Consider the following 24,765-nt stretch of genomic DNA (forward strand, 5'->3'; position numbering starts at 1 on the left):
AGATGATCTGATCGTAGCTTTAAGCATTAGTTCCCTGATTTAGGAAACAAAGCCCAATTTTCGCTGGATAGAAGAAGTTTAAACTCAAGAATTTGTCGATATAAAGGATTAACGAGTGGTTAAAACTGAATTACGCAACAAAGTCGTCTGCTGTCAATAAATTATAATTTTGGATTGTTAACTTTAGCTAACAAGACCTGTTTACGACAGAAATGTATTCCCTTCGTTGTGAGTGATGGCGGGTAATAAGGATAAAACTAAGTGGTATTTAGGACTTTTTTTTTATTTTTTGTTGTTAAATTATTGATTTTATTGATTTGTGTAAAATTGATGCAATCGAGTTCATCCTTTATTTATAAATATATTTCATTAGAATATAGATAGTTAGCAAGAACGGATAGTTAGCAAGAACGGATAGAAAGCATGTTGCATACCGAGGGTTCAGCGCATTACATGATGAGGTCAGTTATGTTTTTGAGAAGCATGATTGCTTGATTTACTTTGGCGAACTGCCAAAGCAACGATTGCCCTTTTCTAAATGGTGCCAGTAAACGATGTATTTCATAAGTATATAGTCGCGACCGTGCAAAGAGGCTATGCGTGCTCCATACAAAGGGGTGTCATCTGTATTGATGATACTTAATTGCATTGGTCAAATTACTCCAGCTCTTGATAGATAACAACGGCGTTGTTGCCTAAATCAGTTGAACCTTTTCTAATTCCTGCGATCTGATCCTTTATGGTAGTTAGAACGGTGGTGACATGGGTAAGGCTAAAAAGAAAATAACTAACTGGGCTGAATACATAAGGCTCTGCGCAAGCGTGGCTCTGTTACGTTTTGGATTGATGATTAAGGGTATCTTCTCCCTACCTCTGCGTGCTCTTCAAGGTTTCATCGACTCTATTTTTGAACTAATAGATGTCCCTTTGAGTTCTCCAGATTACACTTGTATAAGCAAGCGTTCGAAGACGGTTCAGGTCAAATATCGTAATAAATCTAGAGGGGCTATTCGCCATATAGCCATTGACTCAACTGGTCTCAAAGTTTTTGGTGAGGGAGAGTGGAAGGTAAAAAAACACGGGGCAGAGAAACGCAGAAACTGGCGCAAACTGCACTTAGCTGTTGATGTCGATACTCACGAAACCATTAGTGCAGAAGTCAGTCTTTGGCGATAGCGAAGTACTACCGACATTACTTAATCCTTTGCGCAGAAAGGTTCACGCAGTATCAGGCAGTGGCCCATATGATACCAAACATTGCCATGAGACTCTGAAAAAGAAAGGTTGTACCCCGTTGATACCACCTCGAAAGAATGCTGCGCTTTGGGAAGAGAGTCACCCCAGAAATGAAGCGGTAAATGCGCTTAAGAATGGAAAAATAGCGGAGTGGAAAGTACAGTCTGGTTATCACGATCGCTCAATATCCGAGACTGCGATGTCCAGATACAAAGGGCTAATGAGCGGTAAATTGAGTTTGAGATGTTACAACGCTCAAGTGGGTGAAATCATGGAAAATGTCAAAGCTATAAACAAAGTTGTAACTCTAGGTATGCCTGTTAGAAGCTAACGGTTAGCGATAGACGGCGTAGCTTTGTCTCTAAATTGATTTGATCAACAACGCCGATAACAACGGATAACCATAGCGAGTATAGCGAAATGCCCCTTATTACGGGATTAAACCGCTTTGATGCCATGGGTAACCATAACTTTGTCACTGACAATTTAGATGAATACTTGTCTCCTATGAAAAAGAACTCTTATTGCTTAATATTCGTTGCATTGATGCTAAGTGGTTGTGCAACCAAAAATCCAGTGTCAAATGGGTTTTCTAGTAACCTTCAAGGGAGATTATTTGGTTGGATAACGTTTACTGATTACATTGCTCCAGTGAGTACACATCTAGGCGTTGAATTGTGCCAGGTTTCAGATAGTCAGTGCATTACAGTTTTACAGCAAGCGTATCAAGGGGTTCAGTTACCCGTTCAGTACTCGTTTGTTATTGCTCCGATTCAAGCAGGAAATGGCGATATGAAAGTGCGTGCTATATTGCGTTCTCAAGGTGAAATTATCGCCGTAAAAGAAGAGGGGTATACTTTTAAGCAAGGCAGTGTACATGCGGACTTAAAACTAGAAGCTTATAATAATTACTAGGAAGTGATTTTTTGTCTTTAGTGTTAAGACTAAGACGTTGGCTTGGTGGGATGGTTAAAATATAAATTAAGTGGTTTTTAATAATGGCACTTACATTATTTCTAATATAAAAGAGTTTTTCTGTTTTCTTTTTTACTATTTGATCTTTATAAAATGCTTATTAATTCTCAAAAGCACGGCTCAACGATATCGAAAATACTTCTTTATTTGAATTGTTCTGCATTCTCAATCGCACTTCTGGCTTGGACAGTTTATCTGCTTCGAATTGTAGAAATTAAAATTATGAAAGGTAGGGAGTGGATGTGTTAGGCCGACTAAATATAGAAAGGGTCGACTCGCACTTGCAAAAAATGCATAGTGCTTGCTGCTATGATAAACACGATGAAGTATTTCATTCCGGTCAGTCTCACATTGTTTTCGTTCACAATGGTCAATTGAGGGTCCAAACCGGGGATTCTACGCTAGACGTGGTCGCTGGTTGTGGGATTTATCTCTCTCAAGGGGATTACTTACTAGAGTATACACCGATAGGTGGTCAATACACGGCTTCGGTTATTGCGTTTGACAACGAGCTGGTAAGTCAACTATTGCAAAAGCATAGTGACCTTTTGATGTCGTTGCCAAAGATTGAGAATGTTCAGTCTGGGTTATTCCCTTTTACTCTAAACGTCTTGATAGAGCAGACGTTATTAGGCCTTAAGACGCTAGAAGAGCAGTCTTTCCCTGAAGCTATAATACGCTTAAAGTATGAGGAAATGCTCATCTTGTTACTGCACGGTGACCAAGGGGAATACCTTTACGCGTTGTTATCACAACTGACAAATCGGACCTCAGATAGACTGCGTCGGTTTATGGAGCTTCATTATCTTAAAGAGTGGAAACTGACAGATTATGCCCAAGAGTTTGGTGCGAGTCTGACTACGTTTAAAGAGCTTTTTAATGAATATTATGGTCTTTCCCCTAGAGCGTGGATCAGTGAACGTCGTTTATTACATGCTCATAAACTGTTGCTGACAAGCAGAATGAGTATTGTAGACGTTGCGATGGAAGCGGGGTTTTCAAGCCAATCTTACTTTACACAAAGTTATCGTCGTCGCTTTGGAACAACACCAAGTAAGACCCGGTCTGGAGGTGATAGAGTAATAATTGTTTAGTGAAATGCCTGACGACTAAAATTTTCTGACTAATTTTGAAAGGCATTAACTCACTTAAACCTTATTATGATCAGCGACGAAACGAACAAAACTATTATCTCTACTTCCTTCAGGATTGCTCGAAGTAGATGCGGAGAAGAATAAAATGGAAAAGCAGCATTGGCGACGCCGTTCGCTTTTTCCTAACAACATTGTTACACAAAGGAAGGTCACTGTATTACAGCGAGGCGCAAGATATGAGGGCTTCTCTCAAGTCTCACAAGAGCCCAGTGTTGTTAATGTCAATTACCGACAGCTACTCAGTGAAGGTGTTCTGAGTTGCGACCAATTGTCTTTACTACAGCGCTTGCTTGATCGCAATGTTGTCGATTGTTTATGTGCTAGCCAGCTAATTAAAACATATCAAAAGTTTGGCACGTCTTTAGACCGAATTGCTATGCGGCTTTTTTTAGAGGTAGGTGGACAACTAAGTGAAGATCGTGTGTTGAGTTCGTTTGAACAAAGACTGGATTACATTAATCATCGATTAGGTTATTGCTTCAATTTAGCGTCACCTAAAACACTAATTCTTTCGATGTATTTAACCCTAGAGAAATGGGGTAAACAACAAACTGATCAGACGGTGCTACAAGATTCTCTTCAGCTTGAAAGGTTAATCAATCAACTGAGGATTCAGAAAGAATTTTGGTTGAGATTATCTGGAAAAGAGAGCAGCGTTTTTTTTGCTGAACAACAGCTGGAACTGATTAAGGGTCAGCATAAAGAACTATGTGAACAACTTAGCGTTCTCAACGATCAAAAAAAACAAGCTATTGAATATCATAGAGAATTTTTTGAAGAGTGGAAGCTAACTCTAGAAAAACTCAAAGGTTTATCTGAGTACAGCAGAACATCAGATGAATTTTTCTCTGAATGGGAAATATGGTGTGGCGAGGCGAGAACTAAAGCTCCAGAGCTAATCGATGTTTGGGATGCGTGCGACCTTGTGTACAGCGACCTAAACGCCGTAGCGAAAATTTGGCAATGGTTTCAAGACATGCAAACCGTTTGTAGCATGGATCATTACTACGTTGATAGTCAGAACAACCAGTGCGGTCAAGCTTACAACCGACTCAGGCAGATTTAAATAGGGCTAAATATGTTAGATAAAATGATGAAATCTCTAGCTGCAGTGCTAGGGGGGGGGGATTTTATTGCCTCGAGTAATGGTTCCTATGACATCGAAGTCGACCAGATGCAGCTTAATATTCGACAGCACTCATCATGGCTCTTTTGGGAAACCGTGCTCCCATTTCAGTTTGAACCGCACTTTGATTTTCAAAAAGGTCAGGCGCTAAAACACTGTATGCAGCTCTCTTTTAAAACACTGCGAGATACACGCAGCACGTTGACGGTGAATGATAAAGAGCAGTTGGTTATACAAGGCAAGATGATTATGGAAAGTGCGACGACAGAAGAGTTTTGCACACAACTTTCTCTGCATGTAAATTTAGTGGAGCAGTTCATTGATTTGCTCGAACACCAACGTGTTAATCATACTGTTAGTCACAGTGTTTGGATCCCATAATGCTTGTAGTTTTAAAGGCAAAAACAGCCAGACTCGTACTATCAGTGATGTATAGTGCAATTTTAACGATGGCGGTTTCTTCTCATGCCTCGGAGCTCAATTGGTCCGAGCAACCGTTTCGTTACTACGCGGACAATGACTCCCTAAAAGAACTGTTGAATAACTTTGGCGCAAACTACCGTGTTTCGGTGTCGGTTAGCGACAAAGTGAACGACCGAGCCAGTGGTCGATTTACACCAGAAGATCCTGCCGAGTTCCTCGATTATCTGGCACAAGTTTACAACTTGATGTGGTACTTCGATGGTGCTGTGCTACATGTATACAAAGCAACAGAAACCCGTTCACGGTTGTTGCAGCTCGAACTGCTAACTGCTCGTGAATTACGTAGCACTCTGATCTCAACAGGGATCTGGGATTCCCGATACGGCTGGAGCGCAGCGGAAAATAAGGGGCTGGTTTACTTAGCAGGTCCCCCGAGATACGTCGACCTGGTTGTGAAAACTGCAGAGGCGCTGGAAAGCCGGCTGATACAGAAATCCAATTCTACAGATGAATTGTTTGTCGACATTATTCCTTTAAAGTATGCCTCTGCGACTGATAGAGAGATCACTTATCGGGACCAAGGTGTTACGGTTCCGGGGATTGCCTCGGTACTAAGTCGAGTGCTCACAGGTGTTCAAACTCAAGTTAAAGTGGCGAAAAAAACTGAAGAAGCAGTAACCAATCTGCCAGCGAATGTAACTAAAAGTGCCTCTGTTCATAACGGTGCATCGGTTGAAGCAGAACCCGGTTTAAACGCAATCATTGTGCGTGATACACAAGCTCGATTGCCATTGTATCGCAAGTTGGTTGCGCAGTTAGATCAACCGCAATCAAGAATCGAAGTGGCACTTTCTATTGTTGATATTAGTGCTAATGATTTAAGTCAGCTGGGTGTTGATTGGCGAGCTGGTGTAGCAATGGGTAACAACAGTGTTTTGGATCTCAAAACAACCGGTGATGTAGGTAACGGTGATGTCACGCTTGGCAGTGGACAAAATTTTAAGTCTCTGCTTGATGCAACGAACTTAAATTATTTATTGGCTCAAATTCGTTTGCTTGAATCTAGTGGTAGCGCCCAGGTAGTTTCAAGACCAACCTTGTTAACACAAGAAAACGTGGAAGCGGTTCTGAACAACAGCAGTACGTTTTACGTCAAGTTGATAGGCAAAGAAACCGCTGCACTAGAGAAAGTGACTTACGGGACGTTATTAAAAATTATACCTCGTATCGTCGGCGACCGATTTGTGGAAAGACCAGAAATCAATTTGAGTCTGCACTTAGAAGATGGTGCGCAAATTCCTGATGGCGACATAGATGGTGTCCCTTCAATTCGTAAAACAGAAATTAGCACACTGGCGACGGTAAAACAGGGACAAAGCTTACTCATCGGTGGGGTGTACCGTGATGAAATTAGCAACAAGCTGCGAAAAGTTCCTTTATTAGGAGATATTCCATACCTTGGCGCTTTGTTTAGAAGCACTGAAAACTCCACGAGAAGAACTGTACGTATGTTCATTATTGAACCAAGAATCGTTGTTGATGGAATCGGAGATAACGTACTTATCGGCAATGAATATGACTTAAGACCAAAGATTGGAACATTGAATAATATTTCAAATAACAGTGCAGACCTTAAATCAGCGCTTGCTTTGTACAGTTGTACTTCTCAAGTACAAGCAGTACGTTATCAGCAAGATTTATTGTCACAAGGGAAGTCATCGTTGCTGGTAGAATGTGAACTTCCTACAGGGAAGAAAGGATGGCGATTACAAATTAAAGACTGTGTTGGCTCAGAAAGTCATTGCGTCCGACCATTAGAGGAGCAGTAACCTCAATGCAGCAGTGGAAAATTCGTATTCTCTCTGGTGTTCATTCCGGGGTCGAAGTCACGTTACCTAACGATTCATTGGTCTTGGGTAGTGATGATTTTACCGCCGATTTGGTATTAACCGACTCTGACATAAAAGCAAGTCACCTCGTTTTGGTTTTCGATGGCGAAACGGTTTTGCTACGCGACTGTGAAGAGGTCTCAATCAGCAACGAAATTACCGTTGTTGATGCTGATGGCGTTGTTTTGCCGAGAAAGGCCTTAGTCTCTGTAGGTCGTTTAACCTTTGCGATTGGCTATCTGGAAGATGATTTAGTCATTGAGGCGGCAAATGATGTAATAAACAAGCAAGTTACACCAGTCAACCATAAACGGCCATCGGGTGGGAAAAGAGCGCTGCTCATCGGATTGCTGTGCGGCCTGATCCCAAGCGCCATATTTATAGGTGTTTTGTTCAATCAGATGCACGCGAACGACAAAGACGTTATCACCGAAGCTGAGCCAATTGTCTTAGTGCGCAATATTCTTAACGAACTCAAGCTTGACGATGTTCGCGTTGAATGGAATGCCAGCGTTCGACAGGCAGTGCTTGAAGGTTACGTCGAAGATAGAACGCAAAAGTTACAACTGCTAGGTCGAATTGATGCTTTAAGTATCAACTACAAAAGTGACCTGAGAACGATGGAAGAGATACGCCGTGGTGTGCGCTTTATCTTACGTAACCTCGGTTATCACCAAGTCAAAGTAGAAAATGGTGATGAAACAGGCACGCTATTGTTAACGGGCTACATTGATGATGCAAGTCGTTGGAGTCAAGTCGAGCAGATATTAGAACGGGATGTACCAGGACTTGTCGCTTGGAAAGTTGAGCTACAAAGAGCCGGGGCGTACATGGACACTCTAAAAGAGTTGTTAGAGAAAGCAGAGCTCTCAAAGAAAGTTCAGCTTGTTACTAGTGGTGACCGTATTGAAGTTCGCGGCGAGCTTGACGATATTGAAACAACTCGATTTTATGGTGTAACAAGAGATTTTCGTGAGCAGTATGGGGAGAAACCTTATTTGGTTTTGAAGTCTATCCCTAAAGTAAGCAAAGGAACCAATATTGATTTTCCGTTTCGTAGCGTGAACTTTGGTCGATCCCCTTATGTCATCCTCACTGACAATGTTCGTTACATGGTAGGAGCTCGCACTCCTCAAGGATACCGTATTTCTAGCGTTACTCCGGCAGGGATTGAACTAGTAAAAGGCGGGCAAGTAGTCACTATTGAGCTAGGATACGAAGATGAAAATACCAATGACAAATCTTGAGCAGTTATTACAAGGCGATTCAGGAGAACAGGAAAGAGAGGCGTTAATCCTCAAATTCGATCAAGCTCAATCAGCAGTAAAGCGTCAGCTCGATCTTGGCTGTTCACCAAAAGAATACCTATTGCTACAGAAACAGTATGAGGCGTATCAAGCGGCTTTAACTGTAATTGAAACTTTCAAAGACAATAAATAAAAGAAGGCCTTATATATGTCATTTTATGATTCGAGCAAAGGCGTCAACCTCGACGCAGTTAAATCAAAATTAGTAGCACAATCAAAAGCAGCGAACGAATCGGTAAACACTGCGATAAAAAACTTAGAAACGAACGCAGACGACCCTTCGAAACTGGCTGAACTACAGCACACAATCAACAAATGGTCTGTGGTATATAATATCAACGCGACCACAACTCGTGCAATCAAAGATGTGATGCAGTCTATTCTGCAGAAGGTATAAGTAATGGATAAAGGCATGTGTTTACTTCTTGCTGAAACCGCGTTGGTGGCAGCCGGTCTGCATCGTCATGAAGAAGTAAACACCATTACGGAATACCTTGATTTACAAGGCGATACAGAAGAAATCGTTGCTATGATTCGTTCAATGAGTTTAATGAATCGTGGCTTGTACGAAGACGCTCATCGTCTACTTGAACCGCTTTGCTTGACATACCCAGACCTAATCGGTCTGGCTGCGCTAGCGGCAGGAAAAGCCGGGCTCTTAAGTAAAGCCGAATCTTGGCTAGATATGGCATTAAAAGGCAATAAAGAAAACCAAGATTTTGCCATGAGCTTCTCTAAAGACCTCAGGAACCTTTAATGAAGGTTGAAAACCACAGATTCAACAACGCGCTTAATCCGGTACAGCAACCACCTCGGGTTGATACATCTGATGCGAACAAGATGAACCGTTTGATGGGTGATAAACCATCAGACAAGAGCATATCATTGCCGCAAAAAAATACAGATAATGTCACGCAAGCTAAGGCTAGAACAACAACTATAAGAGAGTGGTACGAAACACTAAAACGTTCTGGAAACTTCAGCGCTGCAGCCCTTAGCAGTACACTAAAAGACGCGTTTATTTCACCTAGTGAGAAAAAGGTAGCGCTGTGGTATGCCTTTAGTCAGGAGAAAAGCGCAAAGGACACTGAGAAAGCGTCACCAGAATTGTTTGCATTGTTAGAACGAGAGCTACTGGGGAGCTTTTCGGGGCGTTTATTAGCTGCCCCCCCTAAAGACAATCAAGAGTTGAAAGCTTTGCTTTCTGAGCAGTTCCCACTTGGCGCGCAAAAAGAGCAAGTGCTCTGGCACTGTTGGGCAGAGTTGAAAGACATCCCTGATAAAGCACCAGTACTAGACCTGGTCAGAAAAGAGCTGAGTTTTGTTATACAAAAGAATGCCATGGTCAAGAATATGCTAACTTACAGCCATAAACTAGACCTCTCATAGGAACGGATATGATCAATACGCAGTACACAGAAGTGGTGCAAACCAACCTAGAGCAGCTGCAAGATGCGCAAGCAGAAGGCGGGCTTAGTGAACGTTTCGAGCAAGCGATGTTAGCACCTGAAGGAAATTACGGTTTAGAAGGTGGTTTGTTAGAAAACATTAGCGAACTGAAAAACACCATCGACAATGCAAAGATCAGTTTAACCGACAGCATGAAAATGGTTGGCGATGATCCTGCCCAGCTTTTGCAGATGCAATGGGCGTTGACTCGAATTACCTTTCAAGAGGAGCTGATTGCTAAGACGGTAGGTAAAACTACACAGAATGTAGAGACACTATTGAAGGCACAATAGCATGATGAAAAAAATCCGTGCAGTGTGCATGTTACTCGCTTTATTTTTAGTAGGCTGTCAGGCAGAACTATACACGGGGCTCAGTCAGAAAGAAGGCAATGAAATGTTGTCTATTTTGCTTACCGAAGGTGTAGTGGCAACCAAAGAGCCAGACAAAGACAACACCGTTAAATTGATGGTAGATAGCGCTCAAATAGCGTTTTCGATTGATGCACTAAAACGTAAGGGTTACCCAAAAGAGCAATTCTCAACGCTAAAAGAAGTGTTTCCAAAAGATGACTTGATCTCGTCACCGCTTGCCGAGAGAGCGAGACTTATCTACGCGAAATCGCAAGAGCTGTCTTCAACGTTGTCACAAATTGATGGTGTGTTAGTCGCTCGTGTTCACATTGTACTCGAAGATAAAAACATACATCCAGGTGAGCGTCCGACTCCTGCGTCTGCATCAGTGTTTATTAAACATGCAGCGGATGTGGCACTCGACTCTTATGTTCCTCAAATTAAGCTATTAGTGAATAATAGTATTGAAGGACTTAACTACGATCGTATTAGCGTTGTCATGGTTCCATCTTCGGAAGTTCGCGTAACGGCTCAAAGCAAGCAATTTGAAAGCATTTTGTCTATTCAGGTGACAAAGAACACGAAAAGCCATTTACTTGCTATCCTCGTTTTCATGGTACTACTTATCATTGGCTCTAACGCAGCGACGTTTGCGTGGTGCCGCAGGAATGCGAAACGTGGTTAATTCTGATACGCCGCTTTCTCAGATCCATCATCAGTTTAACTATTGTCCATGCAGTTATATTGATGAGAGTTGGATAAACAACAAACAGCCTTGGTTATTAAGACTCCAAGGCTGGAGGGACCAGGCTGCGATCAATCAGTGGTGTATTGAAGAATGGCAGTTATCATCGATTAATGACCATGTATTCAATCACCAATTTAACAGTTTGGTGTTACTCCCAGCCGAAACGACGAATAAATTGCTGTTGCTGATTGGTGGGGCAATGTATTGTGAATCGATGCGCCAAGTTGTATTGAAACAACCAAAGCAGTGTCTCAACCATGTTTTTGGTGTCGATGAAACGCGCTTTTTGATTCAGCAAGGGCCGATGATGATTTCAAACTGGCCAAACGGTTGGCAAAAAGCATTGCCGCCGAGTTTAGATGAAGCCTGTTTTGAAAAGACAGCTCGTGAACTTGGCTATCTATGGGTAACGTTCTTACTGGCGAAATCACCATCAGAGCTAGTGCAAAGGTGGCAGTTCAAACTCGATCGCTCACTAACTCAAACCAAACTCAATGCTGATTGGTTGGATGAAACGCATCGAGATCTTGCTTATCGACTTATAAAGAAAATTGCAAAACAGGTAATCCCTCAATGGTTTCATTTGTTGAAATAAAAACTGACAACTTGCAGTTAGCTCCGGGCCTAAAAATTCTCAAAGCAAAGGACTATGTGAGTTACTTAGATTCGCAACACTTGGTTGAAGCTGCACACTCTAAAGCCGCAAGCATTATTACAAAAGCTGACGATGCTTATGAGTTAGAAAGACAGCGTGGTTATCAGGACGGCATCGATCAGGCTAAGATCGAGAATGCAGAAATCTTGATGTCGACGCTTGCACGATGTAATGAGTACTACTTACAGGTCGAACAGAAAATGACAGGTGTTGTGTTGGAGGCAGTAAGAAAGATCATTAGCAGCTTTGATGATGTTGATACAACTGCAAGTGTGGTGAGAGAGGCGCTTCAACTAGTCAGTAACCAAAAGCAAGTGATTCTGCATGTGCATCCGGAGCAAGTGGCAGAGGTGCGAGAAAAGGTTTCCTCAATACTTAGTGATTTTCCTGAGGTAGGCTATGTTGAGGTCATTGCCGATGCGAGACTTAAAAATGGCGGATGTATCTTGGAAACGGAGGTCGGTATTATTGATGCCAGTATTGACGGGCAGCTGCAAGCACTCAAGCAGGCAATAACCAAACAATTCAGTGAGCACCAACAGATACAGTCTTGACGTGCTTATCTTTAACTCTCGAAAGCTCAGCCAAACGCTGGGCTTTTTGAGTTTTACTTTCTATTCACTGTACCTTTCTACCATTTCTCTAGTTTTATCTTAGCTTCCTATCCGATCTTTATAAACGGCTTAAAATGAAAAAAAGCCGACCATATCTGGCATATTCTGTGACTGTTATTGAGCACAATACTCACATCAACGGCAAATCTGATTATCTTAAAGGCTCTATTAACTATCGCCTCATAAGAGAGTAACGTTCGTTCAGAATACTAAATTTGTTTTTCTAAAAACGGTTAATCTAACAAAATTAACCAGCAGCAATGGAAAATAAAATAATGTGATAGGTGTATTTAAATTAGAAATTTTATATCTGTTATTTTAAATAGATACATCAATATTAAATATCAGGATGGTAGGTGAGTATGGATAAGGTAAATACCTTACTAATTGAGCTTGGTAACACACTCGATATCGAACGGGTGACTGCATATGATTATCAAATGTGGACAGTATATATGTCTGCTGGTAAAGAGATTGAAGTTCAAGGCTTGGATGAGAGAGAAGAACTGTTACTTTCAATCAAGGTTTGCCAAGATGAAGAGTCATTTGAAATTAAAAAACTGAAAACACTTTTGGAATATAACTTCTTATACCGGGAGTCAGGTGGGGTACAGTTCTGTATAGACCCTAAAAACAATGAAGTACACATGCAGATAAGTATACCACTTACCTCAGAAGTGAGTCGTGTTTCTATCCTGATTACTCAGCTTATGGAGCTTTGTGAACTGTGGAAGCAATATCTAACGGCTCAGTTTCAATCGATTGAGCAACATAAAAAGCTGCATACTTTCATCTCTGTTTAAAAGGTTAGGGTTATGGTAAATATCAATACATCACATATGCATTCGCTGAGCGAACTCACTGCACAGTTATCTACACAAAACCAATCGGACGACAAAGAAGTTCGGGCTCACGGAGGCAAGGACATCTTTGTTAAAGAAGGTGCGCCGAAAAACACAAGCGTAAGCTCTCGTATCAATCACCAAAACAAAGCGAAATCGATCGTCGTTGATCTATTGGTTAAGCAAGGTCTGCCAAAAGGTGTCGCCAAAGCTATGATGCAAAACGTACTGAATGGTGAAAATAAGTTGACTCTTGGAAACCTTAAAGACCTAGAGCGATTATCGACAGGGCCTAGAGAGAATTGGCCAAGTGTTTCAAGCACTTCAAAACCATCCAGCGCAGGTAAAACCGCTCCAGCAGATGCCTTGATTAGAAAGCACCAAGCTACACTGCAAAAGTTGGGTGATTTCGCTTGTACTGACCTTAATACCTTCGGTGATAAGAGATCTGAGTTCTATCAAGCGAAAGCGAAGCCAAGACTAGAAGGCTTCTACGCAAATCCAGCAAGAGTTCAACAAGATAAAAAAGCGACCATGTCAGCAAACATGGTTCAAGTGGCGGCTCAAAGAGGCAATAGCCCTCAGATGGGGACACTTCAAAACATTGCGAAATCCGTTCAGGACGCAAAAGCCGGTTGCTGTACTACGTTTGCCTTTGCCGCGGCCGCTGAAATGATTCAAGGGATGCAGGGTGATGCGAATCAAAACACTAAGGTCGAAGTAGTGGCATTCAAGAAAGGACACTCAGGCACGCACTTGTATGTTTTGGTTGGTAGACAGGACGGTAGTGATATCAAAGACCCAAGCTCATGGAATAAAGATGTGAAAATTGTAGACCCTTGGGCAGCTTCAGCATTTGGTGCGAGAATGTTTGGTGATATTGCTCATCCACCGGTTTCCAACATGTTCCCACCATCTGAAGTGATTTTTTCTAGCCACAAACTGGACTAAAGATTCCATAATCGGTTGCTAATATATACTACCAAAAAGGAGCAGTATTACTTTGCTCCTTTTATTTTTTTAATGTAAGTGATATCAATCTGGAAAATTAACTGCTCAAGTCTATCCATTCTCTAGCGAACATTTTCGATACCCTTTTCGGCACTTCAAGAAACCTATTCCACGCAACGCATACCTTGGAAACAATGTCCTCATAGTCTTCGAAGCTTTGGTTCGCTAAGTAGTGTTGTCGTAACCAACTCCATACTTGTTCTATCGGGTTAAGCTCTGTCGAATATGGGGAAAGTTTGATGATACTGACACCGGACATTATCAAATTTGTGGGCGATATCATCGGTATGCCAACCTGCGCCATCCATTATTACTACAGCATGCCTTCCTTCCTTTGTCTGTGATATCGGATATTTGCTTTAAGTGTTCGATCATAATGTCTTTATTGACCCAAGGCACAACCATAGCTTCTCCAATCCCTCAGCTAGGACAAACAGAACCGAACAGGTAAGCGTACTCAAATTGCTGCTGTTTTGTCGCCCTTGGGCGCGTTCCTGTTTCAGCCCACAAGCGTGTCGTTGTGTTTTGTTGTCCGAATCTAGCTTCGTCTTGAAACCAGACATCAACACTCTCCAGCCCAATATGACCGAGGATCTTAAGGATCGTTTCTATTTTGAATTTTTTAAAATCGTCTTGGATTTGCTGTGATTGTTTGGGGTGTTTGGATCGAGAAGTTATCCAAGAAAAGCCCATGTGGTCGAGAAGATAATAGATAGAATTAGGGTGGTAGTATTTATCAAAGTTTTCCACGATGTAATCATGTATATCGCTCCCGACAAGGCGCCCGCCAGAAGGGGACTCTGCTTCTTTCTTAATGAACGCGCTGAGTTGTTTTCGTTGCTCTACATTGAGATATGCAGGCCTGCCTGTGCGAGGTTTCTCTTGAAGTCCTTCCAATCCTTCTTCAAGAAATGTCTGGACCCATTTGTTTACACTAGTTCGACTGACTTTGAGGTATTTAGCAATTTGAGTGTGCTAGTGACCTTCTTTGAAGTGGGCAAGTGCTAGTAAACAAACCTTCATTTGAATGGTTTTTTGTTGGCTTGCTAGCTTTTTAAAATCTGGCTTATTAAGGCTATCCATAGCTATTTTCTGCAAGAGTTCGACGACCTCAATTAGATCATATTTTTACTTTAATGGGTGTTACTTATTGCCTGTTTGAAGTCCTTTTTGGCTCGTTATGTGCGGTGCGGGCGCAAAAGGCTGGTTTGATATTCGTGAATACATTCTCGGACACCATGATAGGTTTAAGCGTAATGGCGTCTTTGTGAACGGTATTCCCGCTGATGAGACGATTGCTCGCATAATATCTACGATTGAACTCGAGCCGTTTCACGAGTATTTCATCAACTGGATGGAGTCAATTTATACTCTTACCAAAGGCCAAGACGTTGCGATAGATGGCGAAACGCTTCGAGGCTCATACAATAGTGAAGATAGAGCGGGCATCATTCATATGATCAGTGCTTATGCTTCATCAAATAAGCTCGTGTTGGAGCAGATAAAAACTGAGTACAAGCTAAGTGGCATTTGATTGCGAAGCCAATAGCGATTAACTATCGCGGGGCCCTTTCAATACCTCGTCTAGGCTCGGAATCATCGCTGATATCAAATTAACGGATAATAATAGGCTATTCGAATATCAAAGGTTGGCACACAATGAGGGACTATCCGTCAACGGCCAACCTTATATATGATTCTATTGAAGCTGTTCTTCAGTTCAGCTTGAGTTGCTTATCCTCTTTCAAATCTATTGCCCGAGATACTTGGCTTGGCGAGAATGTCGGGTTTTGAAAGCGAGGCAACAATTTGTAGAGCCAATGCTTCTAAATCAAAAACTGTTAAACAAGGTATACAAACCTAGGGAACTCGTCCTTTGGGAGCGTGTAACGGAAAAATTTCATCGTCAATAACTTGGGTATGATATTTACGATTAAATCCAGCCTTCTGCTAAGTACATCAACCTTAGCTGACTTGGTGAACCAAGCTTTTCTAGCGCCGAGAGTTGGCCTTGATCGAGGTTCGGGCTTTTATCCAAGTATACTCGTCCGTTCGGTGTATCTAGAGGGAGCTTGTAAGTCAACGTCTTATTGATATCCTGTGCCTTTCCTTGGTCGATAGATCTTACTGCTGGCATTAGCCAGTCCCAATCTTCTTTGAGCAACTTCTTAAGTGCACTGTTGGCCTCTGACTCAGTTTGGCTCGGTGTATCTTCGATACTCAATTTATTCGTTGATCCAACATCTGGCACCAAGTTCTCACTTGCATCAGAGCCCAACATTTTCTTAAGCGTTAAGCGCGCCAATTCCATATCCTGAGCTTCTTTCGGTGCTTGAGGTGATGTCATAGATTTGTCTTCTTTTGGGCCTAGGTACGCAATCAAAGCACGTCCTGATGCAGCATCTTGCATACTAAAGGAGAACTTCCCTTTGCTGTTAGACACTTCAATTCGAGGTAACACACCAGACATAGGTTCTTGGTGAATTTGCTCTTGAACTTCGTTGTTCAGACAGTAGGAACTCGCTTGACCGGCTACAAACCCAGAACCAGTGATTAAGCCAGATGCTGCTACACTGCCTAGCGCTTCTTTTGCAACAACAAGGACACCAGTTGTGCCCACAGAGGTGACACCAAATGCACCAAGGCTTCCCGTCGCCATACCTAAGGTCGCTCCAACCGCACCTTCAGCAGATAGAGTGGCGTGCTCGTGCGCTAATGCTTGTTGTATCGGCAATGCCAACCTTTGGTCATGACCGGGCAATTGCGCAATCTGTTCTAGTTGGTGATAGTGCGCCTCAGCATCACCATTGACTGCCGACTTATGTAATTCACGCCCCGTGGCGATCAACAAACCAACACCTGGTAACGCCAAGTTAATTACTGCGTTGATACCAGTCCCTTTAATTGTTTCTTTTGCCATCTCAAGCAGTTCAGCACCTAAGCCGTCCATTTTGCCTGGGTATTGGTTTTCGATGCTGACTTGTAAGCGTGGGTCTTTGCTGATCGAATCGAACGTGCTTTTTAGATTTTTATAAGCTTTATCGTCAATCTTCACTTCATCTAATAGGCTTACGACTTCGAGGACCTTACGCGCAGTTAAAGGCTCGCCACGATACCCTGCTGTGCTCACAAGAGAGAATGCCAATAATGCCGTTTCTGGTTTTTCTTCTTTTAGCAGCGCCTGTTTTAAATCAAGGTGGGTCTTAATATTTTCTTGGTGGTACTTTTGATATGTAGATCGCAATATGGTGTCACTCACTGCCGTGAACTTTTGCCCTTTATGAAAGGTCGACGGCTCTTTGGCTTTACCGTGCTTACTGATCACCCGCTTATCTTTTTGTGCCGCGACAGTACGAAATTGATCCAAGCTCGGAATCTGGCTTTGGCTAGTTGAAATTACCATGGGTGAACTCCTTAAACTCTAAGTGTCTCAATGTGGGATTGTTCTGGATTGATAAATTGGGTTGGGTCTTGGTCTAACATTGCAAATCGAGCCTGCCAGAGTAGGGTTTGCTCATTTAGAAGGTGAAACCAAGTTGATAGGCTCGCTGCGTTTAAGTACTCAATCGGCTTTCTGCCCGCAAGAACCAATTGCCTACCATTTGGTGCAAGTGAAAGGGTCAAGCTCCCATCCGCGATACCGAAATAGTTAGCATGCGCAATGAGTTCAAGACCTTTCAGTCTCAGTTCACCGCTTTTTTCGAGACCGCCAAAAACCACCGATAAAACAAAATCGTTTTGATCTGCCTCACTAAAGTAAATAACGTAACGATCATCAACTAATAATTGGCAACGATTTTCTTCAGCAAAATAAAGTGGAGGTAGTTCATTTATTTCACAAAACTCTTTTATTAGAACTTGTAATGTGTTCATCGTTTATTCCTTCTGTTTTATCTTACTAGTAAACAACAAATAGTATAATTACGATGTCGAAAGTGGCTTTTATTTTGTTGATTTTCTAAACTGTCGTGATGTGTAGCACAAAGAACAAATGAATTTAATCGTCTTTGTTACGCAATTAAGCTCTCTAGTGTGAGGTTCCCCTGAACAGTTCTTGATGCTCAAGAAGAGTTATGCTGTAAAGCTCTTTGCGAAGTGTTTGGATTCACCGCAGTGGGTAAACAAGGATCGGACTCTGTCGTCAGAGTCTGTGTTTACCCTCTGAAGTCTTCGAGAGCAGAGCTTAGTAACGGTTCTATTGGATTTAGTGAGTTGCCAGCTTGCAAGCATACTTACAGCAGGAGGGGGGGGAGTATAGCAAACTGGCTAAATCACTGGTTCTTATAAATTATCGTTTTTACTTCATCTAGCTGTTCTTAGTCAAGGTAAGGAGGTAGCTCGCCCCCTTTCATTTCGATATATAAAAAAAATAGGCCAATACTGAGAGCCCCCCTTGGCACTCTTAACCTATACTACCCTCTCGGTGTTTATATAGGTTCTAAGAGGTCACAATGCCTACTATCTCAGCGATTCATCAACCGATGAACTCAACAGCAATAAAGAAAAGCAACCACGCAGAATCAACTCAAAGTATCGTAAAAAGTGTACATGCCTCATCAGCAAAACAAACCTCTATAGGTTCAAGCGTCGCAAGCCCAACGACTGGCAAGTCTCATTTCAATCACGCCTATACATCACCAAAAGGGACACAAGAATTCTACTCGCAAAACAAAATGTCTTTTTCACAAAAACTAGAAAACTTTTTATCCGAGTATTTGATAAGTAAACCTGGCAGTGAAAAGAAAAGAGTAAAAGAACTGTCAAACATTGCGAATGTAACGGTAAGCAAAGATTTCAACGTCACCTGCCCACTTCCAAGTAAAGTCGGGGGCTTTAAACAGTTACTTTCAGATATAACAAAAGGACACTCTCCAACTAAAGGTGAGTTCTACCCTAAATTTAAAGCTCTAGTCCAACAATCTTTCAGCGAGATTATTTCTCTAGCACCGAAGAAAGGCCATAAAGATACTATCGAACTCAAGTCGCCATCGGTCGTATCACCTTTAGTTGATAGGCCTGTGTCAGATACTAATGTGACATCAAAAACCGCGCCTACTTCACTAGGAGTAACATCAGAACCAAGCCTAGAGACATCTAAGGGCAGCATAAGCTCATCAGAAAAAACAACCATAGAAAAGTGCAAGCAAGCTGACAATCAAAAAAACGCGACTAAAGAGCAAGTAACAGACGTTAAGTTACAAAACTATTATGAGCATGAGAGCACTTCTATCAAGAAAGAATTTGAATCACTATTTAACGCATATGCTAGCTCAAGCACTAAACATGCTGAATACGCACAGAGCTATTCTTATGATTGGTCAATGACATACTCTAATGGGTGTTACCAACTTGAATCATTACCTAAAACGGCTGAAGAATTTGCAAGTAAGTTTTGTAAGCTAACTGAAGAGCACTCCCCTAATGGTTCCTTAGGGAAGTTAGTAAAAAAAGCGTTAACGAATAAGACAACGCTAGGGCAGATGTTGAGAGTTAACAAGGCCTCTACGCTAGGTCCTATGTCTCAACTGTTGCCTACAACACTGAAGGTGGTATTAAAAAGCAACTTATCTACCGAAACCGCTGCAACCTTCCAAAAAGTAGTAAAACAGGAAGTGAGCGAACAAGAACAACTTAATGCACTAAAACAGAAACAATTACCGTCACAGCTACAAAAGCTTGAACTTCAAACTAACCTCTACCTGTCTAATGTAAAAAAGTTTCCAGAAGCCGACTTAAAATGCCGTACCTTCCACAAAGCTTTAGTAAAAGCAGTGAACAGAACTTACTCTGCTGATAAAAATAACGAACTACAAAGAAAAACAGTATTTAGAGGGCAAGGGGTAGTGTTTAAAAAAATAAGCCCTAGTATGGATTTACCTGTAAATGCTCAAAGTAAACACACGCTTTTCGATACGAACAAAACCTATGGTATTGACGACTTTGATAATATTGTAAGCAGTAATTTTGTAATCAAAGAAAAGACAGACTCATTCGAGAACCACCTATCAAGGTTAAATCAGAGTATTGGCTTCCATATCGAAAAACTTCCAAACGAAGCTGAAGTCGCCAATATAAACATACTCGGCATTAGCCCATTAAATATTGATGTAGATAAAACGATGGCGAAATTAGCGAATCTAAAAACTCTCCTGTTAGAGCTAAAGCCAAGTTGGAGAAGTCGACTAATTCAGCTATTTCACCCTAAAGGGGCCGAAAAAGAAGCAGAACGTCTTTCTTATCAATACATGGATATTTCACACTTACAGGAACTGAAAGATGATATATCAACCAGTTCGGAGGCAATGAAATTAACCGACCTATCGAATAAACCTTGGATGCAATATTTAGTGGCAAAGCAAGTTGAATCACTAAAATCGGATTGCCAAAGTTATAAGTTTGGGCCATTTACCATCGCCTCGCCAGCGAAGAAACAACTAGATGCACTGCTAAGATCAAACGAATGGCCACAGAGCAAAGCATAAAAGTAAAACTGGATGATCACGCGTGATTGCTTGTTTTTGCAAAGTAAATTATTGAGGTGTAACGTTGAAATTTGAAGCCGTATTATCAGAGCTTGCTGAACTATGGGGAATAGAGACCCCAACTGAATCTGATGCGATTGAAATAATCGATAATCAGGAAAGCCTTTGGGTTCTAGAATTCCCACATCAATCAGATTTATTTACCTTGTATACCCCTCTACATGTCACTGTAGACCGCTATAAAATGAGTGATTGGTTAAGCTTAAATATGCAGCGGGACTTACTTGGAAGCTGCTGGATAGGACTAAATAACAAAGAGCTATGTTTAGGAGTATCCTTACCAAAGGATAAGTTTGACCATAACGAGCTGAATAATATTTTTGAAAACATGCATTTAATTAAAGATAAGGTTCATGCTTTAGATGACTGCAATGAAAATGTTCATATTGATTTGGCTTTAATTAATGTGAAATTTATGTAGCTAATGGATGAGTAAGGTTACAACTCATTTAGGGCGGTCTCGTTTATCTCTTTGATATAAAAATCGGCTTTTTGCGTAATTAAATTTAGAGCCACCCCATAGGCAGGGTGAGATCGCGAATGTTTTTTAAACAAAATTACGTTCGATTTGACGAGCACATTTAGCTGTGATCATATGCTCCCTTTTTAGGGAGGGCATCATGCACATTGATGCGGACAGCTTAATAGAACATGATGCAAGTCTAAATATCGAGTCGATAAATCCTTGCAGCGCTCTCAGTGGCATAGAAAAACCTCGCTTCACCATGAGCGTTGTCGTGATAGCTAAATCACTGAATCGACGAGGTCTACCACTTATTGCCTCTTTACCAATCCAAAAGGTCAGAGAGCCGCGGTTAATGAGTGATTGTATTGCTTCCAGTTTTTTGTAACAAGGTTTAGGAATAAGGCGACGAGAGGGAGTGGACGTAGCTGCTCAGGTCGTAGATTCTTAATTTAGTTCCACTGAATTGCGAAACAAAGCTAATCTTACCACTTAACCAACTCATTTACGTTCCAAGGCCTATGGAATTGGGTCTCGCTTTTGGCTGGCTAAGCAAATTATAATCATTTACCAAAACTTTAAAAAAGTATATAAAATTCAATTAGATAAATATAATTAAGATGATGTAATTTGAGGGTGAAAATGCTATTTCCGACCATTTTACGGAGACCATCGAAACTGTTCCCGTAGAAACATAAAAAATAACGGCTACATATGATTGCCGTTTTTTTGTTGCACGTTAATCTAAGTGGTAAACCATGACAAATTGAACAGGATAAAATGGACAGAGAAAGTAATGTCAAATACTGGCTGAGAAATATCAACGAGCAGCTAACTCTAATTGACCGTCGGTGCCATATGCGGGTAGACGAGGCTCATTCCCTCCTGGTCCAACTCTCTGAAGATGGACAGGAGCTTCTACTTCATGGTGAGATAACGGATATTTCTATGAAGGATGAATTGTATATACTCCGCAGCAGTATGGTACTGAACGGACAACAGGATACGATGAAACGTTGTTGGTTAGCGACGCATCAAAATAAACTGCTTCTCATTCATGAGCTTAGCTTAGTTGATTGCGATGAAATCGACTTTGAGAACACGATGAACAACTTCATTGTGCTTATGAGTACTCTTAGAACTCAATTTAGTTCGGTATCAGAACCGATAAATGAAGTAACCATGCCTTATTCTCAACAGTTTATAAAAGGATAAATATTCATGCCTATTGGATTGAATCCAGTTCAAACGACTAATGTCACAAACACTTCAACTCATACCAAGAGTCCATATGAACTAAAGGTTCAGCCTGACAAAGCTAAACTACTGCAGGATATCGCGCCAACAGGACCTACACTGAAACAACCCACCACAGGAGAAAAAACTGCTATCACGATAAGTATGGATGAAGCGATGACAGCAATGACAGCAATGAACAAAGAACAAGCGAAGGGAGGTTTTACTCTTGATGACGGACGACAGTTCGAAATTCGAGATATGCATGTAATCAGACAGAACAAGGGGGGCTTGATAAGCCGGATGAAAGAAGGTTTCATCAAAGCATTACATGGTCAAGGAGCTTCATCCTCAGATGCTAAAAAGCTGACCGCAGCGTTACACCAAAAAGCCGATAACCCAGCAGTTCAGGAAAACTTTGTGCGCTCGTGGGATAGTGGAGGTTTTACAGATCCTACAGTAGTAAGTGGTGAAATGGGAGTGCGTGGGCATCAGTCAAAACAAGATTTTCAGTTTATTGTCCACACCGCACCAATAACTCACTTGATGGAAGGGAAGGGCGTTTTTAGTATTGATGCAGAAAGTGCGCTAACCTCCTGGGATGTAGCATGCACTAGTATCGTAAACCAGAGCAAGACTTTCACTTATGGCTCCGTTGGTGTAATTCTGAAAGTTCCGGAACAAAATGTTATTGCCGCTAGTCCAAACGATCTGATGTCGGAAACCAACATTGGTCTTCTTGATCGGACTGAAGATCTTGTCAACGTCTCAGATAAGAACGCTACAAAGACCCGCTATGAGGCAATGCCTGACTATGAACGTACAGGGTTACTAGCAAAAAAGGAATTACCGCGACATCAAAGGCATACCAACACTCCAAGTGAAGTCCTGAAGAAAACCTATGGGATGCGCAATGAAATTCTTATCTGTACATCTGGAGGTGTAAATCTCCACGAGGGGCAGAAGGCAACCGAGAAGGTGGAAATAGCAGGGTTTTTCCTCAACGACAGCGCCCCAACAGCCTCTCACCAAGATTTAGCCGATTGGAAAGGAGAAACGTTGTTATCCAAAAATGATAAGTACGAGTTATTCAAGCAGCATGCTGAGCCCCTAGCCCAAAAACTTGGAGTGCCAATTATTTACTTAAACGGTACAGCGGATATTGCGGAAGTTTTGAAGTAGAAATAAATATAAAAACGCAAATTTTTATGTAGTCTGGTGTTGTAGGGCAAATGAGAGGCGAGCGTCTAATAGTTGATTTTCTGAACATATAATAACTAACGCAGATACCACCAACTAAGGTGGTGTCTGCAATTTAAGTTTGAAGGTCAAATCGATAGAAGTGTGTTAAAATAACTCTTTTTCTTAACTGAATTAAACAACAACGTCGCATTTATCGTAAAACAGCTTTAGTTATGGCATAAATCGTCATTATATCTATGTATGCATTGATTTTAAACAATATTAGAAGGTGATGAGAGTAAGAAGTTTTTTAAACGGCTTTATAGATGGAGTTATTCTCCTCCGGCAACGCATGTAAACAATGAGGATTACCTTTCCCCTACAAAGATAGGCGTCTAAGTAGTGCTGAATCTTTGGCTACCTAAGCTTTACGGCTCAAAAAAACGGGAAGCAAAAATTTGACTATCACAAGTGTCCACTATCTGAAACAGCGTGTATTGTGTGCTACAGCTATTAGTACCGCTTTAACTCTGTGTCATTACAACGCACAAGTTGAGGAGAGTTACACAAGGCTCAAAACTAGGGCCGATTTCGATTTATGGTCGTTTTTATTGAGACTGACTGATCACTTGGATTTTTCTATTCAATAAGGCTTGTACAGAATGAGGGTCTTTTTCGAAGCTTAAGATTGAGTTATAAATTTCCACATTCGCATGCATCGACAACAACTCACTTAACTCCAGTTTGGAGTTGGCTCGATTCGCCTCTCGCTCTCCAGGACTAGTCTGTACAACGGTTCGCCCCAGAAAGGTGCCTTGCGTTGCGAGGGGAGGTTGTCCTTTGCTCTCTAAGTTATTGAAATATATATCATTTATTTTTGGTTTGATGTCGTTGGACATAAGGTACCTAAACTCTTAAGTCTGAGCTCTGAAGCATAGACGGTGAAACTTCTGTTACGACATGAGCAGACAACAAGGACTCCCAAGATTCGCTCTGTGTGAGCAGTTCAGCAAGTCCACTCTCAAACAGCTCATAGTCGAGTTTTTCGGCACGAAGCAACCTGTTTAAACACAGCTTGTGCCTGTGATTATCTAGACTAAAAAATAGTTGATGTTCAGACCAGTGATAGTTGAATGACAAAAAAGAACGATAAAGATCAGAATTAACAGTTTGTAGGTCAACAATCTCTACTTCTAGTTGAAGTGTTTCTATTTTAGAGTGAAAAATTAAATGCACTCTTAACTTATCGTCAAAAGCTAACCCCAGTTCGTCTTCAGTCAAATGTAATTCAGGCAAGCCTACTCGACGAGAAAACTCTATCAGAACCTCATCTACAATTTGGCGTACTGACATAAAAACAGTCCTTTCATTAATGTTAATAGGTATTATAGGTTAAACTGGTGTTTTTTATATTATTATTGGTTGATATTTTTTATATATTACGTAAGGTTCAGTCAGATCGCAATTACCAAAATACGCAGTTCTTCGGCATTCGCGCTTCTTAAGGGCTTTGTTTCCTAATTGGATCTCAGATAGAAACGGCCAGTATGGGTGATTATT

The 24,765-nt window shown here is 41.4% G+C and carries 24 protein-coding genes and 4 pseudogenes; 22 read left to right on the top strand and 6 right to left on the bottom strand.

The window, feature by feature from the left end:
- Positions 1-762 precede the first annotated feature (762 nt).
- The 17 genes and pseudogenes from ACED45_RS20870 (at position 763) to ACED45_RS20950 (ending at position 13,722) form a co-directional block, all read left to right on the top strand.
- Positions 763-1,567 (top strand): annotated as a pseudogene (locus ACED45_RS20870) (IS5 family transposase).
- A gap of 89 nt (positions 1,568-1,656) precedes the next feature.
- A complete protein-coding gene (locus tag ACED45_RS20875) occupies positions 1,657-2,151 on the top strand; it encodes a YscW family type III secretion system pilotin (RefSeq protein WP_102534030.1) in 495 nt (164 codons plus the stop codon).
- Positions 2,152-2,447: 296 nt separating this feature from the next.
- On the top strand, positions 2,448-3,305 hold the full coding sequence (locus ACED45_RS20880; protein ID WP_102534031.1) for a helix-turn-helix transcriptional regulator: 858 nt from the start codon (positions 2,448-2,450) through the stop codon (positions 3,303-3,305).
- 145 nt (positions 3,306-3,450) lie between these two features.
- Positions 3,451-4,431 (top strand): T3SS regulon anti-activator ExsD domain-containing protein, encoded by a 981-nt coding sequence (locus ACED45_RS20885; protein WP_371691306.1) that lies wholly within the window; start codon positions 3,451-3,453, stop codon positions 4,429-4,431.
- A 12-nt stretch (positions 4,432-4,443) separates the two neighbouring features.
- Positions 4,444-4,872: a YscB family type III secretion system chaperone gene (locus ACED45_RS20890; protein WP_102534033.1), complete on the top strand. Its 429-nt coding sequence runs from the start codon at positions 4,444-4,446 to the stop codon at positions 4,870-4,872.
- A gap of 47 nt (positions 4,873-4,919) precedes the next feature.
- Positions 4,920-6,743: a type III secretion system outer membrane ring subunit SctC gene (gene sctC / locus ACED45_RS20895; RefSeq protein ID WP_241909564.1), complete on the top strand. Its 1,824-nt coding sequence runs from the start codon at positions 4,920-4,922 to the stop codon at positions 6,741-6,743.
- A gap of 5 nt (positions 6,744-6,748) precedes the next feature.
- The gene (gene sctD / locus ACED45_RS20900; RefSeq protein WP_371714917.1) at positions 6,749-8,050 is read left to right on the top strand and encodes a type III secretion system inner membrane ring subunit SctD; all 1,302 of its coding nucleotides are present in this window, start codon (positions 6,749-6,751) and stop codon (positions 8,048-8,050) included.
- The gene (locus ACED45_RS20905; protein ID WP_371691310.1) at positions 8,037-8,243 is read left to right on the top strand and encodes an EscE/YscE/SsaE family type III secretion system needle protein co-chaperone; all 207 of its coding nucleotides are present in this window, start codon (positions 8,037-8,039) and stop codon (positions 8,241-8,243) included. Before sctD ends, ACED45_RS20905 begins: the two co-directional genes overlap by 14 nt.
- Positions 8,244-8,258: 15 nt before the next feature.
- Positions 8,259-8,507, top strand: coding sequence for a type III secretion system needle filament subunit SctF (gene sctF, locus ACED45_RS20910; protein WP_102534036.1), 249 nt, complete (start codon positions 8,259-8,261; stop codon positions 8,505-8,507).
- A 3-nt stretch (positions 8,508-8,510) separates the two neighbouring features.
- Positions 8,511-8,867, top strand: coding sequence for a YscG family type III secretion system chaperone (locus ACED45_RS20915; RefSeq protein WP_102534037.1), 357 nt, complete (start codon positions 8,511-8,513; stop codon positions 8,865-8,867).
- Positions 8,867-9,499: a YopR family T3SS polymerization control protein gene (locus tag ACED45_RS20920; protein ID WP_102560533.1), complete on the top strand. Its 633-nt coding sequence runs from the start codon at positions 8,867-8,869 to the stop codon at positions 9,497-9,499. The genes ACED45_RS20915 and ACED45_RS20920 overlap by 1 nt, the downstream gene beginning before the upstream one ends.
- An 8-nt stretch (positions 9,500-9,507) precedes the next feature.
- Positions 9,508-9,852, top strand: a complete 345-nt coding sequence (sctI, locus tag ACED45_RS20925; RefSeq protein WP_102534039.1) for a type III secretion system inner rod subunit SctI — start codon at positions 9,508-9,510, stop codon at positions 9,850-9,852.
- 1 nt (position 9,853) lies between these two features.
- Positions 9,854-10,597: a type III secretion system inner membrane ring lipoprotein SctJ gene (gene sctJ, locus ACED45_RS20930; RefSeq protein ID WP_371691304.1), complete on the top strand. Its 744-nt coding sequence runs from the start codon at positions 9,854-9,856 to the stop codon at positions 10,595-10,597.
- Entirely contained in the window at positions 10,581-11,255 is a 675-nt protein-coding gene (gene vscK, locus ACED45_RS20935) for a SctK family type III secretion system sorting platform protein VscK (protein WP_277869463.1), read from the top strand. Before sctJ ends, vscK begins: the two co-directional genes overlap by 17 nt.
- The gene (locus ACED45_RS20940; protein ID WP_102560534.1) at positions 11,234-11,869 is read left to right on the top strand and encodes an HrpE/YscL family type III secretion apparatus protein; all 636 of its coding nucleotides are present in this window, start codon (positions 11,234-11,236) and stop codon (positions 11,867-11,869) included. The genes vscK and ACED45_RS20940 overlap by 22 nt, the downstream gene beginning before the upstream one ends.
- A gap of 422 nt (positions 11,870-12,291) precedes the next feature.
- Complete coding sequence (locus tag ACED45_RS20945) at positions 12,292-12,732, top strand: type III secretion system chaperone (RefSeq protein ID WP_017096475.1); 441 nt, start codon at positions 12,292-12,294, stop codon at positions 12,730-12,732.
- A 12-nt stretch (positions 12,733-12,744) separates the two neighbouring features.
- Entirely contained in the window at positions 12,745-13,722 is a 978-nt protein-coding gene (locus ACED45_RS20950) for a hypothetical protein (RefSeq protein ID WP_017096476.1), read from the top strand.
- A gap of 97 nt (positions 13,723-13,819) precedes the next feature.
- On the opposite strand, the pseudogene ACED45_RS20955 reads toward ACED45_RS20950, so the two are convergent.
- Positions 13,820-14,865 (bottom strand): annotated as a pseudogene (locus ACED45_RS20955) (IS630 family transposase).
- Between the two features lie 59 nt (positions 14,866-14,924).
- On the opposite strand from ACED45_RS20955, the pseudogene ACED45_RS20960 reads away from it, so the two are divergent.
- Positions 14,925-15,313 (top strand): annotated as a pseudogene (locus ACED45_RS20960) (ISAs1 family transposase); the annotation flags it as partial.
- 402 nt (positions 15,314-15,715) lie between these two features.
- On the opposite strand, the gene ACED45_RS20965 reads toward ACED45_RS20960, so the two are convergent.
- Both ACED45_RS20965 and ACED45_RS20970 read right to left on the bottom strand, forming a co-directional pair.
- The gene (locus ACED45_RS20965) at positions 15,716-17,185 is read right to left on the bottom strand and encodes a cation transporter (RefSeq protein ID WP_102534044.1); all 1,470 of its coding nucleotides are present in this window, start codon (positions 17,183-17,185) and stop codon (positions 15,716-15,718) included.
- An 11-nt stretch (positions 17,186-17,196) separates the two neighbouring features.
- On the bottom strand, positions 17,197-17,655 hold the full coding sequence (locus ACED45_RS20970; protein ID WP_017096480.1) for a CesT family type III secretion system chaperone: 459 nt from the start codon (positions 17,653-17,655) through the stop codon (positions 17,197-17,199).
- An 800-nt stretch (positions 17,656-18,455) separates the two neighbouring features.
- On the opposite strand from ACED45_RS20970, the gene ACED45_RS20975 reads away from it, so the two are divergent.
- Positions 18,456-20,264, top strand: coding sequence for a hypothetical protein (locus tag ACED45_RS20975; protein ID WP_371714918.1), 1,809 nt, complete (start codon positions 18,456-18,458; stop codon positions 20,262-20,264).
- Positions 20,265-20,328: 64 nt separating this feature from the next.
- Positions 20,329-20,745 carry a type III secretion system chaperone gene (locus ACED45_RS20980; RefSeq protein WP_371714919.1) on the top strand — a complete coding sequence of 139 codons (417 nt, stop codon included), beginning with the start codon at positions 20,329-20,331 and terminating at the stop codon, positions 20,743-20,745.
- Positions 20,746-20,954: 209 nt separating this feature from the next.
- On the opposite strand, the pseudogene ACED45_RS20985 reads toward ACED45_RS20980, so the two are convergent.
- Positions 20,955-21,189, bottom strand: a pseudogene (locus ACED45_RS20985) (transposase); the annotation flags it as partial.
- A gap of 378 nt (positions 21,190-21,567) precedes the next feature.
- On the opposite strand from ACED45_RS20985, the gene ACED45_RS20990 reads away from it, so the two are divergent.
- Both ACED45_RS20990 and ACED45_RS20995 read left to right on the top strand, forming a co-directional pair.
- Complete coding sequence (locus ACED45_RS20990; RefSeq protein ID WP_102534047.1) at positions 21,568-22,002, top strand: CesT family type III secretion system chaperone; 435 nt, start codon at positions 21,568-21,570, stop codon at positions 22,000-22,002.
- Between the two features lie 6 nt (positions 22,003-22,008).
- Positions 22,009-23,205 (top strand): hypothetical protein, encoded by a 1,197-nt coding sequence (locus tag ACED45_RS20995; RefSeq protein WP_017098097.1) that lies wholly within the window; start codon positions 22,009-22,011, stop codon positions 23,203-23,205.
- A 608-nt stretch (positions 23,206-23,813) separates the two neighbouring features.
- Here ACED45_RS20995 and exsE2 read toward each other — a convergent pair.
- Both exsE2 and ACED45_RS21005 read right to left on the bottom strand, forming a co-directional pair.
- On the bottom strand, positions 23,814-24,104 hold the full coding sequence (exsE2, locus tag ACED45_RS21000; protein ID WP_017098096.1) for a T3SS regulon translocated regulator ExsE2: 291 nt from the start codon (positions 24,102-24,104) through the stop codon (positions 23,814-23,816).
- A gap of 7 nt (positions 24,105-24,111) precedes the next feature.
- Complete coding sequence (locus ACED45_RS21005; RefSeq protein WP_102534048.1) at positions 24,112-24,558, bottom strand: type III secretion system chaperone; 447 nt, start codon at positions 24,556-24,558, stop codon at positions 24,112-24,114.
- Positions 24,559-24,765: the final 207 nt, after the last annotated feature.

The sequence above is a fragment of the Vibrio crassostreae genome (assembly GCF_041439375.1).
Taxonomy (GTDB): domain Bacteria; phylum Pseudomonadota; class Gammaproteobacteria; order Enterobacterales; family Vibrionaceae; genus Vibrio; species Vibrio crassostreae_D.

Coding starts and splice junctions, on each gene's coding strand:
- ACED45_RS20915 (WP_102534037.1), top strand. CDS start 8,511: ATGGATAAAGGCATGTGTTTACTTCTTGCTGAAACCGCGTTGGTGGCA.
- ACED45_RS20890 (WP_102534033.1), top strand. CDS start 4,444: ATGTTAGATAAAATGATGAAATCTCTAGCTGCAGTGCTAGGGGGGGGG.
- ACED45_RS20940 (WP_102560534.1), top strand. CDS start 11,234: ATGGTTTCATTTGTTGAAATAAAAACTGACAACTTGCAGTTAGCTCCG.
- exsE2 (WP_017098096.1), bottom strand. CDS start 24,104: ATGTCCAACGACATCAAACCAAAAATAAATGATATATATTTCAATAAC.
- ACED45_RS20875 (WP_102534030.1), top strand. CDS start 1,657: ATGCCCCTTATTACGGGATTAAACCGCTTTGATGCCATGGGTAACCAT.
- ACED45_RS20995 (WP_017098097.1), top strand. CDS start 22,009: ATGCCTATTGGATTGAATCCAGTTCAAACGACTAATGTCACAAACACT.
- ACED45_RS20975 (WP_371714918.1), top strand. CDS start 18,456: ATGTCTTTTTCACAAAAACTAGAAAACTTTTTATCCGAGTATTTGATA.
- sctF (WP_102534036.1), top strand. CDS start 8,259: ATGTCATTTTATGATTCGAGCAAAGGCGTCAACCTCGACGCAGTTAAA.
- ACED45_RS20970 (WP_017096480.1), bottom strand. CDS start 17,655: ATGAACACATTACAAGTTCTAATAAAAGAGTTTTGTGAAATAAATGAA.
- ACED45_RS20945 (WP_017096475.1), top strand. CDS start 12,292: ATGGATAAGGTAAATACCTTACTAATTGAGCTTGGTAACACACTCGAT.
- sctJ (WP_371691304.1), top strand. CDS start 9,854: ATGATGAAAAAAATCCGTGCAGTGTGCATGTTACTCGCTTTATTTTTA.
- ACED45_RS20920 (WP_102560533.1), top strand. CDS start 8,867: ATGAAGGTTGAAAACCACAGATTCAACAACGCGCTTAATCCGGTACAG.
- ACED45_RS21005 (WP_102534048.1), bottom strand. CDS start 24,558: ATGTCAGTACGCCAAATTGTAGATGAGGTTCTGATAGAGTTTTCTCGT.
- ACED45_RS20950 (WP_017096476.1), top strand. CDS start 12,745: ATGGTAAATATCAATACATCACATATGCATTCGCTGAGCGAACTCACT.
- ACED45_RS20905 (WP_371691310.1), top strand. CDS start 8,037: ATGACAAATCTTGAGCAGTTATTACAAGGCGATTCAGGAGAACAGGAA.
- ACED45_RS20990 (WP_102534047.1), top strand. CDS start 21,568: ATGGACAGAGAAAGTAATGTCAAATACTGGCTGAGAAATATCAACGAG.
- vscK (WP_277869463.1), top strand. CDS start 10,581: ATGCGAAACGTGGTTAATTCTGATACGCCGCTTTCTCAGATCCATCAT.
- sctC (WP_241909564.1), top strand. CDS start 4,920: ATGTATAGTGCAATTTTAACGATGGCGGTTTCTTCTCATGCCTCGGAG.
- sctI (WP_102534039.1), top strand. CDS start 9,508: ATGATCAATACGCAGTACACAGAAGTGGTGCAAACCAACCTAGAGCAG.
- sctD (WP_371714917.1), top strand. CDS start 6,749: ATGCAGCAGTGGAAAATTCGTATTCTCTCTGGTGTTCATTCCGGGGTC.
- ACED45_RS20885 (WP_371691306.1), top strand. CDS start 3,451: ATGGAAAAGCAGCATTGGCGACGCCGTTCGCTTTTTCCTAACAACATT.
- ACED45_RS20965 (WP_102534044.1), bottom strand. CDS start 17,185: ATGGTAATTTCAACTAGCCAAAGCCAGATTCCGAGCTTGGATCAATTT.